This is a genomic window from Methylorubrum sp. GM97 (genome assembly GCF_024347855.1).
In the GTDB taxonomy this organism is placed as follows: Bacteria; Pseudomonadota; Alphaproteobacteria; order Rhizobiales; family Beijerinckiaceae; genus Methylobacterium; species Methylobacterium extorquens.
Map to the genome: position 1 here is coordinate 5,173,344 of NZ_AP025942.1, position 17,382 is coordinate 5,190,725.

11 protein-coding genes and 1 pseudogene are annotated in these 17,382 nt (G+C 70.7%); 1 reads left to right on the forward strand and 11 read right to left on the reverse strand.

What is annotated here, in order from left to right; all coding sequences use genetic code 11:
* Positions 1–91: 91 nt before the first annotated feature.
* The 9 genes and pseudogenes from MSPGM_RS23960 to MSPGM_RS24000 form a co-directional block, all read right to left on the reverse strand.
* On the reverse strand, positions 92–259 hold the full coding sequence (locus MSPGM_RS23960; protein ID WP_003600896.1) for a hypothetical protein: 168 nt from the start codon (positions 257–259) through the stop codon (positions 92–94).
* 115 nt (positions 260–374) lie between these two features.
* Complete coding sequence (locus MSPGM_RS23965) at positions 375–2,915, reverse strand: condensation domain-containing protein (protein ID WP_244426818.1); 2,541 nt, start codon at positions 2,913–2,915, stop codon at positions 375–377.
* Positions 2,916–2,956: 41 nt separating this feature from the next.
* On the reverse strand, positions 2,957–6,418 hold the full coding sequence (locus MSPGM_RS23970) for a non-ribosomal peptide synthetase (protein WP_015857593.1): 3,462 nt from the start codon (positions 6,416–6,418) through the stop codon (positions 2,957–2,959).
* Positions 6,419–6,746: 328 nt separating this feature from the next.
* Positions 6,747–7,966, reverse strand: a pseudogene (locus MSPGM_RS23975) (hypothetical protein).
* 152 nt (positions 7,967–8,118) lie between these two features.
* Complete coding sequence (locus tag MSPGM_RS23980; protein WP_003603670.1) at positions 8,119–8,649, reverse strand: SixA phosphatase family protein; 531 nt, start codon at positions 8,647–8,649, stop codon at positions 8,119–8,121.
* A complete protein-coding gene (locus tag MSPGM_RS23985; RefSeq protein ID WP_003603668.1) occupies positions 8,646–9,626 on the reverse strand; it encodes an aldo/keto reductase in 981 nt (326 codons plus the stop codon). Before MSPGM_RS23985 ends, MSPGM_RS23980 begins: the two co-directional genes overlap by 4 nt.
* Positions 9,627–9,684: 58 nt before the next feature.
* Entirely contained in the window at positions 9,685–10,536 is an 852-nt protein-coding gene (locus tag MSPGM_RS23990; RefSeq protein ID WP_003603666.1) for an AAA family ATPase, read from the reverse strand.
* Positions 10,537–10,631: 95 nt separating this feature from the next.
* Positions 10,632–11,285: a hypothetical protein gene (locus MSPGM_RS23995; protein WP_003603665.1), complete on the reverse strand. Its 654-nt coding sequence runs from the start codon at positions 11,283–11,285 to the stop codon at positions 10,632–10,634.
* A 125-nt stretch (positions 11,286–11,410) separates the two neighbouring features.
* Positions 11,411–12,649 (reverse strand): hypothetical protein, encoded by a 1,239-nt coding sequence (locus MSPGM_RS24000; RefSeq protein ID WP_003603663.1) that lies wholly within the window; start codon positions 12,647–12,649, stop codon positions 11,411–11,413.
* A gap of 301 nt (positions 12,650–12,950) precedes the next feature.
* Between MSPGM_RS24000 and MSPGM_RS24005 the strand changes: the two genes are divergently transcribed.
* Positions 12,951–14,843 carry a cation:proton antiporter gene (locus tag MSPGM_RS24005; protein ID WP_003603661.1) on the forward strand — a complete coding sequence of 631 codons (1,893 nt, stop codon included), beginning with the start codon at positions 12,951–12,953 and terminating at the stop codon, positions 14,841–14,843.
* Positions 14,844–14,877: 34 nt separating this feature from the next.
* Here MSPGM_RS24005 and murD read toward each other — a convergent pair whose 3' ends face one another.
* Positions 14,878–16,245 carry a UDP-N-acetylmuramoyl-L-alanine--D-glutamate ligase gene (gene murD / locus MSPGM_RS24010; RefSeq protein WP_003603659.1) on the reverse strand — a complete coding sequence of 456 codons (1,368 nt, stop codon included), beginning with the start codon at positions 16,243–16,245 and terminating at the stop codon, positions 14,878–14,880.
* Between the two features lie 23 nt (positions 16,246–16,268).
* Positions 16,269–17,351, reverse strand: coding sequence for a phospho-N-acetylmuramoyl-pentapeptide-transferase (mraY, locus tag MSPGM_RS24015; RefSeq protein WP_003603658.1), 1,083 nt, complete (start codon positions 17,349–17,351; stop codon positions 16,269–16,271).
* Positions 17,352–17,382 lie beyond the last annotated feature (31 nt).

Sequence of the window (17,382 nt, forward strand, 5' to 3'; positions counted from 1 at the left end):
TCGGCATGATGGGGCTGGGTTTCGCTCGAGCGGCGTGCCGGCTAAGCGCGACGCTTTCCGCTTGGATCCAAACGACTACCGTATCGCGTCGCTAATCCAACGACCGGTAGCGCAACCTCTGCTTTTCGAGTTCGGAAACCACCTGCTCGGGTTCGAGGCCGTCGTCGTATGGAGCGTTCTTAAGTTCGTGCAGAAGGAACAGCATCGCGAGACATCCGACGCCGATCGCTCCACAGATCACCAACGACAGGCCCGTCATCGCTCCCCCACGCACCGCCCGCTGCTTATTAACCTAAATTACTCTGAGCCGAAAATGGATTGCAAGCGGATCTAGGCTCGCCCGCTGCGTGTGCGGCGAAGTGCGGCAGATCGGATCACCGGCACGCCATCAGGCTGATCTTGGCGGCCATCACCCGGCAGCCGGCGGGAGAGAACGCGCCCTCATGGCCGAAGCCCGGAACACTCACGCTTTCGCAGTTCTCGGCATAGGCGCGCCAGCCGAGCATCGGGTCGAGCGCGGGGCCGACCGGAACACTCTCACTGCGGACGATCAGCACCGGCCCGGGATGGGGGCGCGGCTCGTAGGCCAGGGCGAGCGCGTCGAGTTCGTCGGTCACTTGCCAGAACGCGTCCTCTGGGCTCGGGGCGGCGAGCCCCACCCGGTTCAGGGCACTCCGCAGCCCGCGCCAGGCGCGGTGAGAGCGGAACCAGAGATGGGCCCGCGAGCCGAGGTAGCCGATGCCGTCGCGGCGGAGGTGGCGGATGAGCGCGGCGAGCCGGCCGCGCCGGTAGGCCGCCATCACCCGCATGCGCGCGAGCGGCTTGAAGCGCCTGATATAGCCGGGCTCCCAGCAATCGATCAGGACGACGAGGGCGACGTCCCGGCCGCCCTGCGCGAACTGCCGGGCGATCTCGAAGGCGAGAACGCCCGAGCGGCAGAACCCGACGAGGCGGATCGGCCCCTGCGGCTGCGCCGCATCGATCGCGTCGCGATAGGCGCAGGCCAGCCGCTCCAGGGTTTCCTCGTGGGGCGGAACCCGGCTTTCCAGTTGCAGCGTCGCGAAGGGATGGTCCGCCCCGAGGGCCTCGGACAGGGGCCGGTAGAGTTCCTGATCGGCCGCGGCGTGGTGGATCGCGGTGAAGCCGGGCCGCGCCTGCGCCGTCGGCTCCTGAAGCGCGCGGTGCCGCACGCCCGCCGCCGCCTCGCCGCTGAGGAAGGCGCAGAGCCGTGCGACCGTGCCCGCCTCGAAGAACGACCAGAGCGGAACGGTTCGGCCCGTCGCCGCCTCGATCCGGGCGACCACGCGGGCGGCCAGCAGCGAGTGCCCGCCCGCCGCGAAGAAATCCTCGTCGTCGGACAGGTCGGGGCGGCCGAGCATCTCCCGCCAGATCGTGCGTATCGTCGGCAGAAGGTCGCCCGCCGCCTCGCCCGCCGAGGGAGGCGCCGTCTCGGGGGCAGGTGCCGCATCCGGCGTCACCCGCGCGGCCGTCTCCTCCGCCTCCGGCTGCCCCGCTTCCCGGGATGCCTGTTCACGCTCGGCCGCGACCCCTCCCCCGCCCCTTCCCAGGGGGGCCGGATCGGGCAGCCGCGCCCCGACCGCCGCGCGGGCGGCCTGCTCGAAGTCGGCCAGCAGGCCGGCGACGGTCTCCGCCGCATAGAGGCCGGCATCGTACTCGCAGATCAGGCGCCAGCCGGCCTCGCCCGGCGCAAGTTCGAGATCGAGGTCGAAGAAGCTGCCGGTGGGGGCGTAGTCGAGATCGACGAGGCGGATCGGGGCCGGCTCCCCGACTGACGACCCGCCGGACGGCGTCGCCTGGGGCGTCGGCCTCATCCGGACGTTGACCGAGACCAGCGGCGGCCGCAGCCCGTCGCGGCAGGGCGCCAGCGCCTGCACCACCCGGTCGAAGGGGGCGAGCGCGTGATCGCAGGCATCGAGGATCGTCCGGCGGGTCGCCGCCAGCCGCTCGGCGAAGCTCTGCTCCGCTCCGACACGGGTCCGAAGCACCAGCGTGTTCACGAAGGTGCCGACGACCCCTTCCAGCTCGATCTCGTCGCGCCCCAGCACCTGCGTGCCGATGGCGATGTCGCCGCGCCCGGTGCGTGCGCTTAGGAGCCCGAACAGGATGGTGCAGGCGAGGACGAAGGGGGTCGCGCCCTGCGCCCGCGCATAGGCCTCCATGCGCGCGCCGAGATCGGCGGAAAGCGGGCGGGTCTCGGCGGCGAAGCGGCGCTCCCGGCCGGGGCGGCGGGGATGGTCCGGCGGCAGCTCGAACGGGGTGAGATCGCGCAACGACCGCGCCCAGAAGGCGAGGTCGCGTTCCGCCGCCTCGGCGAGGGCCGGGGAGATCTCCCATTCCGCGAAGTCGGCATAGTGCAGGGCCGCAGGCGCCAGAGCCGGTGTCTGTCCCCGGATCAGGGCGCCGTAGATCGCGACGAATTCGCGGGCCAGCACCACCATCGACCAGCCGTCGCAGACGCTGTGATGGGCGGTGACGAGCAGCAGGGAATCGCCGCGCCCGAGCCGCAGCAGCGTCACCCGCACGAGCGGCGCGCGGGCCAGATCGAAGGGCTTCCCGGCCTCCGACTCGGCGATCTCGCGCGCCTCGCCGAGGCGGTCGCCGGGCAGGCCGGAGAGGTCGATTTCGGAGAAGGCCAGCGGCACCGTTCCGGCGATCCGCTGCACCGGCCGCCCGCCCTCCCCGACGATCGACGTGCGCAAAGCTTCGTGCCGGTCGAGCAGGAGGCGGAAGGCGCGGGTGAGGATCTCGGCATCGAGCCGCCCGGCAATGCGCCAGCGGGCGGCGACGTGCAGGCTCGGATCGCCCGGCCTCAACTGATCGAGCAGCCAGAACCGCGTCTGGCTGTGGGAGCAGCGGGCCGTGAAGGCGTCGCCGCCGTGAACCTCGCCGGTCATGGCCGGCGATTCCTGCGTGAAATGCCGCATCCCGCCCGCCCTCACGCCTGACCGACCGCTGCGCGGTCGGCGTCGGCGGGCCTTGGGCGCCGGATCGACGGGATCGGCGCGCGCGCGGCGGCCGGTGTTTCGCGCCCCTCCCCGAGGCGCCCGTGCAGCAGGGCCGCGACCCGGGCGATGGTGCGTTCCTGAAAAAGATCGCCGGCCCCGAGCGGCAAGTTCTCACGCCGCGCCCGCGCGACGATGCGGAACACGCTGAGCGAATCCGCCCCGAGCGCGATCAGGTCGTCGTCCCGCTCCACACTGGCGAGCCCCAGCACTTCCCGCCAGATCGCCGCGAGGGTGGTCTCGAGGCCGTCGTCGGATGTCGGGACCGGAGCAGGCTTGAGGGGAAGCTTGATCGCGGCGGCCGGCTCGGCCGGACCGGTGGGCCCGGCCTCGGGAGCGGGCAGCGCCCGGCGATCGACCTTGCCGCTCGCCGTCAGCGGCAGGGCCGACAGCCGGACCCATTCCGAGGGGATCATGTAATCGGGAAGTTCGCGGGCGAGCGCGGCGCGCAGATTGCGCAGAGTGGGCGCCGCCTCGCCCTCGGGGCGCACGAAGTAGCAGACGAGGCGATCTTCGCCGCCCGCGTCGGGGCGCAGCACCACGACGGCGTGCAGCCCAGTCTGGCGCAGCAGCACCGCCTCGATCTCAGCGGGCTCGATCCGGTAGCCGCGCAGCTTGATCTGGTGGTCGGCCCGTCCCAGGATCTCGACGCGTCCGTCCGGCCGGTAGCGGGCCCGGTCGCCGGTCCGGTAGAGCCGCGCCCCGGCGCATTCCGGCAGCGCACTCGCGATGAAGCTCCGCTGCGTCAGGTCCAGCCGTCCGAGATAGCCGCGGGCGAGCCCGAGCCCGCCGATCAGCAATTCACCCGTGACCCCGACCGGCACCGGCTCGCCCTGCGCATCGAGGATGAACAGGCTGGTGTTGTCGATCGGCCGCCCGACCGTGACCGTCTCCTCCCCCGGATCGATCCGCGCGGCCGAGGACCAGATCGTCGTCTCCGTCGGCCCGTAGAGATTCCAGAGTTCGCCCCCGCCCTCGGTGAGGCGCCGGGCCAGATCGAGTGGAAGAGCTTCGCCGCCGCACAGCATCTTGAAGCCGGGGCGCGAGCGGAAACCTGCCTCCAGCAGGAGCCGCCACGTCATCGGCGTCGCCTGGAGCATGGTAGCCTCGCCCCATTGCAGGCGGGCGAGGAGGGCGTGGCCGTCGCGCGCTTCCTCGGCCGAGGCGAGCACGATCTGGGCGCCGCGGATCAGCGGCAGCAACAATTCGAGCCCGGCGATGTCGAAGGTGACCGTCGTCACCGCCAGCAGCCGGTCGTCGCGTGCGATCCCCGGTGCCCACGCCATCGAGAACAGCAGGTTCGAAAGGCCGCGATGCAGCACCTCGACGCCCTTCGGCGCGCCGGTCGTGCTCGACGTGTAGATCAGGTAGGCGGCCCGCTCCGCCGGCACGCGCGGGAAGCGGGTCGGCGCCGGTCCGTCGAGACGATCGACCTCGATGACCCGGGGGCCCTCCGGCAGGAGCGCGCGGTCGGCCGCGAGCGTGAGCATCGCGCCGATCCCGGCATCGGCGACGATTCCCGCGCGGCGGGCTGGCGGCATCGCCGGGTCGAGCGGGACGTAAGGGATGCCGGCGCGCAAAGCGCCGAGCATCGCCGCGACGAGGCCGGGCGAGCGGCGCATGAGCAGGCCGACGCGGGCCCCCTCGGGCAGAGCGCTTCCCTGCAAGGCCGCGGCGACGCGATCGGCCCAATGGTCGAGGGCGCCGTAGGAGACGGTCTCTTCGCCGAAACGGATCGCGATCCGGTCCGGGTCGCGCCGGGCGTGGAGCTTGAAGGCCCGCATCGCCCCGACCTTGAGCGGATGGGCTGTCTCAGTCGCGTTCCAGTCCACCAGCATGGTCTGCCGCTCGGCCGCATCGAGCAGCGGAACGCGCCCGACCGGCTGCGCGGGATCGCGGGCGAGATGCCCGAGCAGGGTGAGGTAGTGCTCGATCCAGCGCTCGATCGTGTCCGGTTCGAACAGGGCGCGGTTGTAGATGGCGTCAACGGTCAGCCCGTCGGCCGTCTCGCTGAGGCTGACGGTGAGTTCGAACGTCGAGAAGCGCTTCGGCGCGGGTGCAAGGGTGCCGCGCAGGCCCGCCCCGAAATCGATGGTGTCGGCGAAACGCTGGAGGTTGAACTGCACCTGCGCCAGCGGCGGGCGCGCCGGATCGTGCGGCCGGTCGAGATGGTGCAGCAGCCGCCCCAGGGTGCAGTCCGCATGAGCGGCGGCCTCGGCCAGGGCCGCGCCGGTGCGGGCGAGATGGGCAGCGAAGGGCTCGTCCGGGTCGAACCGGGCCCGCAGCGGCAGGAAATCGGCGTGGTGCCCGACGAGGCCCGGCTCGCCGCGGCGCGGCTGGCCCGCCATCGGCACGCCGACGACAAGGTCGTCCTGCCCCGAGAGCCGCGCGAGGAGCACTTGAAAGGCCGCGAGCAGCGTGGCGTTCAGCGTCTGCCCCTGGCGGGTCGCGAGCGCTTTCAGCGCGGCGACGAGCGGCGGCGGCAGAGTGGCGCTTCGGGTGTCGCCGGCAAAGCCGCGCAGCTTCGGCCGCGGATGGTCGGTCGGCAGGTCGAGCGGCGCGGGCAAGCTCGTATAGAGCCCGGCCCAGTAATCCAGCGCCCGGCTCGCCTCCGCCTCCGACGGAGCACTGCCAGCGGTCTGCGGGGCCGGCGCCAGCTCCTCCGGCGCGGCGCCGTAGGCGCTCGCGATCGCGTCGGCCAGGACCGCGAAGGACCAGCCATCGCAGGCGATGTGGTGGGCCGAGAGGACGAGGACGTGACGCCGCTCGTCGAGGCGAACGAGGTCGGCCCGCGCCACCGGGCCGGCGACGGGATCGAACGAGAGGCACGCTTGTGTGTGAAGATGCGCTGCCAGAGCGGACTCCGGATCGGATTTGCCTGCGAGATCGACCCACCGCACCGGCACGAGGCCCGCGGGATCGATCCGCACGGTCTCGCCGCTCGGCGAGAAGCGGCTGCGCAGGGCGTCGTGGCGGCCGAGCACCGCTCTCACGACGGAGAGAAGCCGCTCGGCGTCGAGCCGGCCGTCGAGCCGTAGGGTGACGATCTCGGTCATCGCGGCATTGGCGTCGGCGCCGAACTGCGCGGCGAGCCAGATCTCGGCCTCCCCGTCGGTCAGCGGCCGCTCTGCCCCGCGATCCGCCATCGGCAGAGCCGGCGATGAGTGCGGTTCCGGCAGGCTCACCCGCGCGGCTGTGAAGGTCAGCGCGAGCGTGCGAAGCTGCTCCTCCACCACGCGGCACACGGCATCGAGCTGATGCCGGAAGACCTCCTGCAGTTCCTCCGGCGTCGGCGTGGCGAGGGGGACGACCGGCCGCCCCTCCCCGTCCGAACCAGGCGCGGCGTAACGGGCCGGGATCGACTGGAAAACAGCCTCGCCGTCGATGCAGGACATCCCGATCCTCGTCTGGCCGTGCGGCTCATCGGCGGAGGTCGGGCATCCCGCACCGGACGCCAGCCGCGCCGCCGGGTTGGAACCGGGCGCTCTCGGCGATCGGGCGTCCGATGAGGCACACCTGCCTTCGCGTGACGAGCAGGAGGGTCATCGCGTCGCCGGGAGTGTGAGGACCGGTGTCTCGACCGGTTTTTCCGCAAGCCCCCGAGAGACGTTATTACGACCATACCAGCGGGACGGCGGCGATCATCTGCCTCCTTGGGAGTAGTGCTTCTCCACTCTGCGCGCTTCATTGCGCGGGCCGGTCGGTGCTCTTCGAGGCGTAGTCCTAGAGTGCGGAATTCGACCGTGCTTCCGACGAGGCGGTTCCGGAGAGGCGCGCCTCCAGCCGCTCGATCGCCGCGCTCACCAGCGCCTTCGAGGCGTGCAGCGTACCGAGTTCGACTGAGGACATCGCCAGCAGCACCGGCAGGAGGTTATCGCTCGGCCGGCCGTCGTCGCGGAACAGGCGCAGATCGTCGTCCGGCTTGAGGCCGACGCTGCCGGCGATCCGCGCGGCGTAGTTGCGGATGCGCGTCTCGTCGTTGGCGCAGACAGGGGCCGGGAGGCTGAGATCGAGCAGGCTGCCCTTCGGCAGCGAGGTGGCGATCGAGGGCAGTGCTGCCGCCTCCGCCGTGAGCCGGTCGGGCGCCAGCAGGGCGGCGGGATTGGCCGCGCCGGAGGCGACGAGAGTGCGGGCCGGGGTGACCGCCGGCGGAGCCTTGGCCGCGATTTTCGGTGCCTCGGTCAGGCCCGTTGCGATGTCGGCGGCCGGCCTCGGCACGGAGACGGCCGATCCTGCCACGGCGCGGGGCGCCCGCCCGGGATGCCCGGCGAGCCGCGCGCGGGCCGACCAGGGCTGCACCCGCAGCCCCGCGGCGGCGCTGGGCGCGGCCCGCGCGACGCCGCCCCGCCCATGTCGCGCGAGGAAGCGGGCGCGCAACGTTCCGCCGATGCCCCGCGGTGCGGTCGTCGTTGACACGGCGGGCGCGGCGGCTTGGCGTGCCGGCGGCCTCGGTTTTCCAGCGACAGGCGCGGCCGCCACGGGGCGGGCCACGCCGCACTCGGCGGGCGCCCAGCGGCGCACGATGGCGAGTGCCGAGCGGCGTCCGTAATCACGCTGGTAGCGGCGCAGGAGCTGCACCGCCGCATCCGCTCCGTCGGCGGCGGTGGCGAAGCCGGTATGGCCCTCCGCGTCGCCGCCGAGCTCGCCGCTCCAGCGCGCCTGTTTGATGCACCAGTAATTGTTGAGCCGCACACAGCGGGCGACGAAGCCAGGCTCCGTCGCCGCGTGCCGGACGACGAAGGCGAGCGAGCCCGGCGCGAGGTTCTCGCCCGCCTGTTCCCGCCAGTTCGAGACGGCCCGCGCCACGAGGCTGAAGCTCGGCGCGGGCGCCGGGGCCGCCTCGGCCGCGCGGGGAGAGGCGGCAGGCGCGCCCGCGCCGTGTCGAGCGCGGGCTCGATCCGCGGCAGCAGCATCGTCACGGCGAGGAGCGTTTCGAGGAGCACGCCGGTCTTCCCTACGCGGTGTCAGCTCGGCTGTTCTCGTTGAGGAACGGCGCAAGAGGGCGAAGGGTTCGGTGCCCGAGCATCATCCCGAACGGTGCTTGCAGGCTTTCGGGACGATGCTCTCGCTGGCAAAACCCCTCAATCGTCGTCCATCAATCGTCGTCCATGTCCGCCGCGAGCTGGCGCGGGCGCACGAACCGCAGGAGACGCCCGCCGCCCGCGGCAATGTCCTCCCAGCCCTCCGCGTCGAACGCGAACACGGCGAGCGCCGCGGTCGGAAACTTTTCGCGCAGATCCTTCTGCAAGTCCTTCGGCCCTTCCCCGACGAGCCGCAGGGCGAGATCGCCGAGGCCGGGATTGTGGCCGATGACCAGCAGGGTCGTCGCCTCCGCCGGGGCGGAGCGGATCGCGTCGAGAATGCGCGCGGCCTGCGCCTCGTAGATCGAGGGCACCGTCTCCATCGGCGTCTCGGGAAGCTCGGCCCGCAAGGCCGCCCAGGTCTCCTGCGTGCGCCGGGCCGGCGAGACCATGACATGGTCCGGCGTCAGCCCCTCGCGGGCGATGTAGGCGCCCATCAGCGGTGCGGCCTCCCGCCCGCGCCCATTGAGCGGGCGGTCGATATCGGCCACGCCCTGCGGGTAGGCGGATTTGGCGTGGCGCAGGAGGAGCAGGCGGCGCATCATTGGAACCCGACCACGGCGTGCGGAACGTAAGGGGCTTCGAGCCGGGCGATCTCGTCCGGCATCAATTCGAGGTCGAGGGCCGCCGCCGCATCGTCGAGGTGCCCCGGCTTCGAGGCGCCGATGATCGGGGCGGCCACGCCCCGCTTCTGGATCACCCAGGCCAGCGCCACCTGCGCCCGGGGCACGCCGCGGTCGCGCGCCACGTCGGCCACCGCCTCGACCACCTGCCGGTCGGCCTCGACCGTGGCGTCATAGAGGTTCTTGCCCACGAGATCGCTCTCTTGCCGGGCGCTGCCCGCGTCGAAGTCGCGGGTGAGCCGGCCGCGGGCGAGCGGGCTCCAGGGCAGGAGCGGGATGCCCTGGTCGGCGCAGAGCGCGATCATCTCCCGCTCCTCCTCACGGTGCAGCAGGTTGAGGTGGTTCTGCATCGTCGCGAACCGCGTCCAGCCGTTCAGGTCAGAGGTGTAGAGCGCCTTGGCGAACTGCCACGCGAACATCGACGAGGCACCGATGTAGCGGGCCTTGCCCGCCTTCACGACGTCATGCAGTGCCTCCAGCGTCACCTCGATCGGCGTGGCGTAGTCCCAGCGATGGATCTGGTAGAGATCGACGTAATCGGTGCCGAGCCGTTTGAGCGAGGCGTCGATCGCGGAAAAGATCGCCTTGCGCGAGAGGCCGCCGGCATTGGGCTGGTTCTTCTGCGGGTAGTAGACCTTGGTGGCCAGTACGATGCTGTCGCGGTCGGCGTAGTCCTTGAGCGCGCGGCCGACGATCTCCTCGGAGGTGCCGTCCGAATAGTAGTTCGCGGTGTCGAAGAAGTTGATCCCGAGATCGAGCGCCCGCTTGATCAGCGGCCGGCTCTCCTCCTCCCGCAGGGTCCACGGATGCGGTCCCCGCTCCGGCACGCCGTAGGTCATGCAACCGAGGCAGAGGGGCGAGATGTCGAGGCCGGTGCGGCCGAGCTTTTTTGTCTGCATGGGATCGGTCACGCGGAAGCGGGTCGGAGCCGCTTAACTGGGGCGCCGCGGCGGTCCGTCACCCGCCCCGTCCCTCACGGCGCATCATGAAGGCGAGCTTCTCGAACAAGCTCACGTCCTGCTCGTTCTTCAGGAGCGCGCCGTGTAGAGGCGGAATCAGCTTGCGGCCGTCACGCTCGCGCAGGGTCTCCGGCTGGACGTCCTCGGAGACGAGGAGCTTGAGCCAGTCGAGCAATTCGGAGGTCGAAGGCTTCTTCTTGAGGCCCGGTACCTCGCGGGTCTCCAGGAACACCCGCAAAGCCTCTTCGACGAGGCGGTGCTTGATGCCGGGATAGTGCACCTCGACGATGGCCTTCAGCGTCTCGGCATCGGGGAACTTGATGTAGTGGAAGAAGCAGCGGCGCAGGAAGGCGTCCGGCAGCTCCTTCTCGTTGTTCGAGGTGATGATGACGATGGGGCGGATATCGGCGCGGATCGTCTCGCCGGTCTCGTAGACGTGGAACTCCATCCGATCGAGTTCGGTCAGCAGGTCGTTGGGGAACTCGATGTCGGCCTTGTCGATCTCGTCGATAAGCAGCACCGGCCGCTGCGGCGCAGTGAACGCCTCCCACAGCTTGCCGCGACGGATGTAGTTGGCGATGTCCGACACCCGCGGGTCGCCGAGCTGCGAGTCGCGCAGCCGCGAGACGGCGTCGTACTCGTAGAGGCCCTGCTGCGCCTTGGTCGTGGACTTGATGTTCCAGGTCAGCAGCGGCGCGCCGAGGCCCCGGGCGATTTCTTCCGCCAGCACCGTCTTGCCGGTGCCGGGCTCGCCCTTCACCAGGAGCGGGCGCTCCAGCACGATCGCCGCGTTGACCGCCGTGGTGAGATCGGGCGGCGCGACGTAGGACTCGGTTCCGGTGAAGCGCATGGAGCCTCGCGTCGGGAGGGGAATCGAAGCGGACTAACCCGAGGCGAAGCGGCTCGGCAACCGCTCACGCGGCGGTCGACGCCCGGGGCGTTCCCTCACAACGTCTTCCCGTCGTGCCACACGCAGTTCGAGGCCAGAATCCCCAGATTCACGTCCGACTTCTGCGGCTGCGGCAGGGTCTTGCCGTCCATGGCGAGGTCGATCTTGATTTCGACCTGCCCCTTCGTTTCGTTCGAGCGACGGGAGAAGTAGCAATATTGCTGGAACGGCCGCTCCTCGTTGGCCTTGAAGTTCCAACCCGTCACGATCTGCCCGTCGAGATAGGGCACCTGCTTGAACACGGTGAAGGTCGTGTTCACCGGCGCCTGCGAGGCCGGGACGGCGTCGGTGCCGAGCTGGGCCTTGGTCGGCGTCGGCACCGCGTTGGCCTTCTGCGCCGGCAGACCTTCGAGCTTCAGGGTGTTGTCGGTGAGGGTGACCTCGCCCTTGGTCTTCAGCGTCACGTCGGAGAGCGCGGCCTGCATCGCGCTGGCGATCTTCTCCGCCGCCGAGTCGAACTGGTTCATATACGCGTAGCCGTAGCAGGCCGCGCCGATGCCGATCCCGGCCAGCGCCGAGAAGGCCCCGGCGCCGATCGCTCGCAGCAGAAAGGCGCGGGCGAAGTGCATCCGCGCCTCCGCCCGCAGGCGGCCATTGACGTGTTGCGCGAGCACGATGTTCTCGTGCGTGCCGTCGGTGTGGATACTCATGGCCGGGCACTCGCCTCAGGAGCGCTCTCCGCCGAAGGGGCCGCCGGTCGGCGCGGGAGAGCGCGTTTAAACAAGGATTTCGCAAGGAATTCGAGCCGCTCCCGATCGGGGGCGGCTCGATGGATTTACGCGGTGGCGCCGGTGGTGGCGTTGCCGGAGGTGTTGGCGGGCGGCGGGGGCGGCGGCACCACGGGCGCCGTGCGCCGCTCCAGCGGGATCACCGAGGCCTCCCGCGTCATCGGTCTCGGCTGGGCCAGCGCCATCTCCTGGCGCACGCCCTCGGCGATCGAGGCGAGCAGGTAGGGCGTCGCCTCCGGGTTCACCGCGGCGCCGAGGTCGTCCTCGTCCATGAAGGTCTTGCGCACCGAGACCGCCGAGAGAGCCAGAATCGTCGAGGCGAAGGCGGCGCAGAGCGCCGGCACGAACACGAAGATGCGCAGGAAGGCGTGGACCTGCGCATCGTTCACGTCGATCGGATCGACGCCGTAGACCATGGCGGTGAAGGAGTGGAGCTGCGAGCGGTTGACCGAGTTGCGGTAGGCCTGCTCGGCATCGGCCACCTTGCGGTCGGCCGCGCCGCGGTCGAGGGCGGCGCGGGCCTTGCGGGCCTCTTCCAGCTCCTTGACGATGGCGCCCCGGTCGCTGCCCGCCTTGGCCACCGCCGCGTTGAGGGTCGCGGTGCGCGGGTCGGTGACGCATTTCAGGTTCGAGTAGCGCATGCCGCGGCTGTTGGTGCCGTAGACGCGCTCGCAGCGCTGCGCTGGAAGCCCGGCGAGCTGCGAGGCATTCTCGGCCGAGCGCCGCTCGATCTGCTCCAGTTCGTTGGTGTACTGCTCGACCCGGGCATTGGCGGCGGCGATGCGCGTATCGATGCTGTTGCGATCGGCCTGCGCGTCCTTGAGGGCGGTTTTGGCCTTGGCTGCGTCCATCAGGCGGGGATGGAACATCATCTCGCCGAGCTGTGACACCGACTTGGTGGTGACGCCCGCGGCGAAGATGATGCCGACGATGGCGAGCGCCTTCACGAACCACGAGCGCTGGGTGCGTGCCAGGATGCCGAGCGGCACGCGGCACAGCTCCACCGCGGCGTAGACCAGCGGCGCCAGCAGCATGAAGTAGAACGCCCGGTCGTCACCGTCGCTGTAGGTGCCCGCGAACAGCCACGCCCCCCAGAGCGAGGCGCCGATCACCATGAACTCGACGAGATAGGCGATGGCGACGTAGCCCCACTTGATGCGGTAGCCACGCTCGATGTCGCGTTGGTGCTTCCAGCGCTGCTGGTCGAGCATCCATTCGCGCCGCTCGCGCTGCACGTCCCGGCTCGGAGGCGTGTCGGACAAGAATTTCATGGGCCAGAACTTCATGGGCCTCAGATCGCTACGGGCCTCCGGCTGAGCGGCGGACCTGCCATCCCCTAACATCGCGTTACCCGAGCGTAAGGGCGTATTGTGCCGAAGTTGTGCCGGCCCGATCGATGAGCAGTGGATGGCGGCCCGACGCGATCGCTGCGGGTGAAGCGGGCGCGAAAACGGCCGATCGCCCCGGAAAACGGTTGCTCCGCCACCGGCTCGCCGCCCATGATGCCGCCGGTCCCTCCCGCGGCATCGAAGATGCAAGGAGCCGGGCCGCCCTCTCCTCCCCTCCAGGCGTCAGCATATCAGCCCGATGACCGACCCCGTGCAGGCCGGAACCCAGATCGCCGCGGAAGCCGGCGCGCATGCGGGCGGCTACCGGGAGGCGATCCTTTTCCTCGTCACCGCCGGCATCGTCGTGCCGCTGTTCCACCGCCTGCGGATCAGCCCGGTGCTCGGCTTCATCGGCGCGGGCGCGCTGCTCGGGCCGTTCGGGCTCGGGCGCTTCGCCGACGCGCATCCCTGGCTCGCGCCCTTCACCATCGGCAACCGCGCGGAGATCGCGCACCTGGCCGAGTTCGGCGTGATCTTCCTGATGTTCATGATCGGGATCGAGCTGTCCTGGGAGCGCCTGCGGGTGCTGCGCCGGCTCGTCTTCGGCCTCGGGGCAATTCAAGTGGCGGCCTCCGCCACCGTGATCGCCGTGATCCTCATCGTTCTGGATCAGCCGGTGGCCGGGGCGGTGCTGGTGGGGCTGGCGCTCGCCCTCTCCTCGACCGCCGTGGTGCTGCCGGTGCTCGCCGAGCAGAAGCGGCTCGGCACGCCGGCCGGACGCACCAGTTTCGCGATCCTGCTGTTTCAGGATCTGGCGGTCGCCCCGATCCTGTTCGCCATCGCCGTGCTCGGCCGCAAGGATGGCGGCGACCTCGGGGCCGCGCTCGCCCTGGCCCTCGGACAGGCGGCGATCGCCCTCGCCGTGATCGTGGTGGCCGGCCGGGTCGCGTTGCGCCCGCTCTTCCATCTCGTCGCGCGCACCCGCTCGCCCGAACTGTTCATGGCGGCCTGCCTGCTCGTCATCGTGGCGACCGCCCTGGTCGCGGCGGGCAGCGGCCTGTCGATGACGCTCGGCGCCTTCGTTGCCGGCCTGCTGCTCGCCGAGACCGAGTATCGCCGCGCGATCGAGGCGACCATCGATCCGTTCAAGGGACTTCTGCTCGGGGTGTTCTTCGTCTCGGTCGGCATGAACCTCGATCCGGCCCAGCTCATCTCGGCGCCGGGCGCGATCCTCGGCCTGTCGGTCGGGCTCCTCGTCATCAAGGGCGCCGTGGTGCTCGTCGGCGCCCGCATCATGAAGCTGTCCCGCTCGGTCGCCCTGGAGGCGGCCCTGCTGATCGGCCCCGGCGGCGAGTTCGCCTTCGTTCTGATCGGCGGCGCGATGGCGACCGGGCTCGTGCCGGAGCCGGTGGGCGGCGCCGCCCTCATCGTCACCACCGTCACCATGATCGCGATTCCCGGCCTCGCGGCGCTCGGCCGCCGCATCGGCGGCCGCGCCTCGAAGCAGCAGGTCGGTCCGGCACAGGCCGAGCCGGTGCCGGAACCGGAGCAGAACCGGGTGATCATCGCGGGCTATGGCCGGGTCGGGCGGCTGGTCGGCGAGATGCTCAAGCGCCACGCGATTTCTCACATCGCTGTTGATTCGGACCCCGCCCGTGTCGCCGAACAGCGCCGGCTCGGCAGCCCGGTCTATTTCGGTGATTCCGCCAACACGGAGATGCTGCGCCGCTGCGACATCGCCACGGCCCGCGCGCTGGTGGTGACCCTCGACAATCCCCGCGCCGTGGAGGCGGTGGTGCAGGCCGCCCGCGCCGAGCGGCCGGACCTCACCATCGTCGCCCGCGCCCGCGACGCGCGCCACGCCACGCAGCTCTACGAGATGGGCGTCGACGACGCGGTGCCCGAGACGATCGAGGCCTCACTCCAGCTCTCCGAGGCCGTGCTGGTCGATGTCGGCGTGCCGATGGGCCACGTCATCGCCTCGATCCACGAGCGCCGCGACGAGTTCCGCACCATGCTCAAGCGCCGGGAAGCGGAGGCGCGGCCGGTCTTCCGCGCCCGCCGCACGGTCGGCAAGGGACGCGAGACGCCGTCCGAGGCCAAGGCCGCCGAACCGGCCCCGAGCCCGCGGCCGGTCGGCAAGAGCGCCTGAGCGGAAGAGCGCCTGAGCGGGCTCCGGCCCGCCCTCAGGCGTCCGGCAGCGCGGCGACCAGGGTCCGAAAGCGGTCGCCGCGGACCTCGAAGTTCGGGAACTGGTCGTAGGAGGCGCAGGCCGGCGACAGCAGCACGACGGGCGCCTCGGTACCGGATGCGCGGGCGGCCCGCGCCGCCGCCTCGGTCGCGGCCTCCAGCGTGCCGCAGCGGGTGAAGGCGACGCGTCCTTCCAGCGTCGCGGCGAAGGCCTCGCTCGACGCACCGATCAGGTAGGCGTGGGCGACGCGGTCGAACAGCGGCGCCAACGGCTCGATGCCGCCCTCCTTCGCCTTGCCGCCGACGATCCAATGGATGTCTCGGAAGGCCAGCAGCGCCTTCTCGGTCGAATCGGCGTTGGTCGCCTTGGAATCGTTGACGAACAGCGTCGGGCCGATCCGGCGCAGCGGCTCCATCCGGTGGGCGAGGCCGGGAAAGCTCTTCAGCCCCGCCGCGATCTCCGCGCTCGTGAGACCGAGCCGGATCGCGGCGGCGACCGCGGCGGCGGCGTTCTGGAGGTTGTGGTCGCCGAGCAGCGCCTGGATGCCGGTGACCTCGGCGATCACGGCGCCGTCAGGCCCGCGCACCGTACCGTTGGCGCCGACATAGTCGCCCGCTGCGTCGCCGTGCCCCTCAACATGGAGGCGGATGCGCTCGCCCGTGCGGCGCTCGGCGATCGCTGCGCAGTAGGGGTCATCGACGCCGATCACGGCGAGATCCGCGCCCGCCACCAGCCGCTCCTTGATCGCGGCGTAGTTCTCCATGGTGCCGTGACGGTCGAGATGGTCCGGCGTCAGGTTGAGCAGGATGCCGACGCCGGGTTTGAGCGAGGGCGTCAGGTCGATCTGGAACGAGGACAGTTCGACCACGTGGACGCAGGTAGCCGCGGGCGGCTCCAGCGACAGGATCGCGGTGCCGATATTGCCGCCCATCTGCACGTCGCGCCCGGCATGGCGCAGCAGGTGGGCGGTGAGCGCCGTGGTGGTGGATTTCCCGTTGGTGCCGGTGATGGCCACGAACGGTGCGTTGGGTGCCAAGGCCGCGCGCTCGCGGCAGAAAATCTCGATGTCGCCGATGACCGGGATGCCGGCCTGCCGCGCCAGTCCCACGGTCCAGTGCGGCTCGGGATGTGTCAGGGGCACGCCGGGCGCCAGCACCAGGGCCGAGAAGCCCGACCAGTCGGCCTCGTTGAGATCGGTGACGGTGATGCCCTGCTCGCGGGCGCGGTCGCGGCTGCCCGCGTTGTCGTCCCAGGCTAGCACGTCGGCGCCGCCGGCCAGCAGCGAACGGACGGTGACGAGCCCGGACCCGCCGAGGCCGAACAGGGCGAGTTTCTGGCCGGCGAAGGTGGTGGCTGGCGTCATGGTTTTGTGTCTCTCGTCCCGGCTCAGCGCAGCTTCAGCGTGGCGAGCCCGACCAGCGCCAGGATGACGGCGATGATCCAGAAGCGGATCACGACCTGCGGCTCCTTCCAGCCCTTCTGCTCGAAGTGGTGGTGGATCGGCGCCATGCGGAAGACGCGCTTGCCCGTGAGCTTGAACGAGACGACCTGGATGATCACCGACATGATCTCCAAGACGAACAGGCCGCCGACGATGGCGAGCACGATCTCGTGCTTGGCCGCCACGGCGATGGAGCCGAGCAGGCCGCCGAGTGCGAGCGAGCCGGTATCGCCCATGAAGATCTGCGCGGGCGGCGCGTTGAACCACAGGAAGCCGAGCCCCGCCCCGATCACCGCGCCGCAGACCACGGCGAGTTCGCCGGTGTCGCGCACGTAGTTCACCTGCAGGTAGCCGGCATAGATCACGTTGCCGACGAGGTAGGCGATGATGCCGAAGGTGGCGCAGGCGATCATGACGGGGACGATGGCGAGCCCGTCGAGGCCGTCGGTGATGTTGACCGCGTTGCCCGCCCCCACGATCACGAAGGCGGCGAACGGCACCCAGAACCAGCCGAGGTTCAGCAGCGTGTCCTTGAGGACGGGGAAGGCGAGCTGGTTCTGCAGTCCGGCCGGCGAGTAGAGCGAAATCATCAGGCAGGCCGCGCCCGCGATCGCGAATTCCAGCAGGAGGCGGAAGCGACCCGAGAAGCCCTTGTGCGATTGTTTCGTGACCTTGAGGTAGTCGTCGTAGAAGCCGATCGCGCCGAAGCCGAGGGTCACCGCGAGCGTCACCCAGACGTAGTGGTTGTGCGGGTTGGTCCAGAGCAGGATCGAGACCACGGCGCCGGCCAGGATCATCAGGCCGCCCATGGTCGGCGTGCCGCGCTTGGTGAGGTGGCTGGCCGGGCCGTCCTCGCGGATCGGCTGGCCCTTGCCCTGGCGCAGGCGCAGCAGCGAGATGATCCAGGGCCCGAACCAGAACACGAAGAAGCCCGCCGTGAACAGCGCGCCGCCGGTGCGGAAGGTGATGTAGCGGAACACGTTGAGGGGCGTGAGCGTGCCGCTCAGTTCCGACAGCAGATAGAGCATGCGTTCGTCCGCCCGCGGCAGGTTCTTTGTC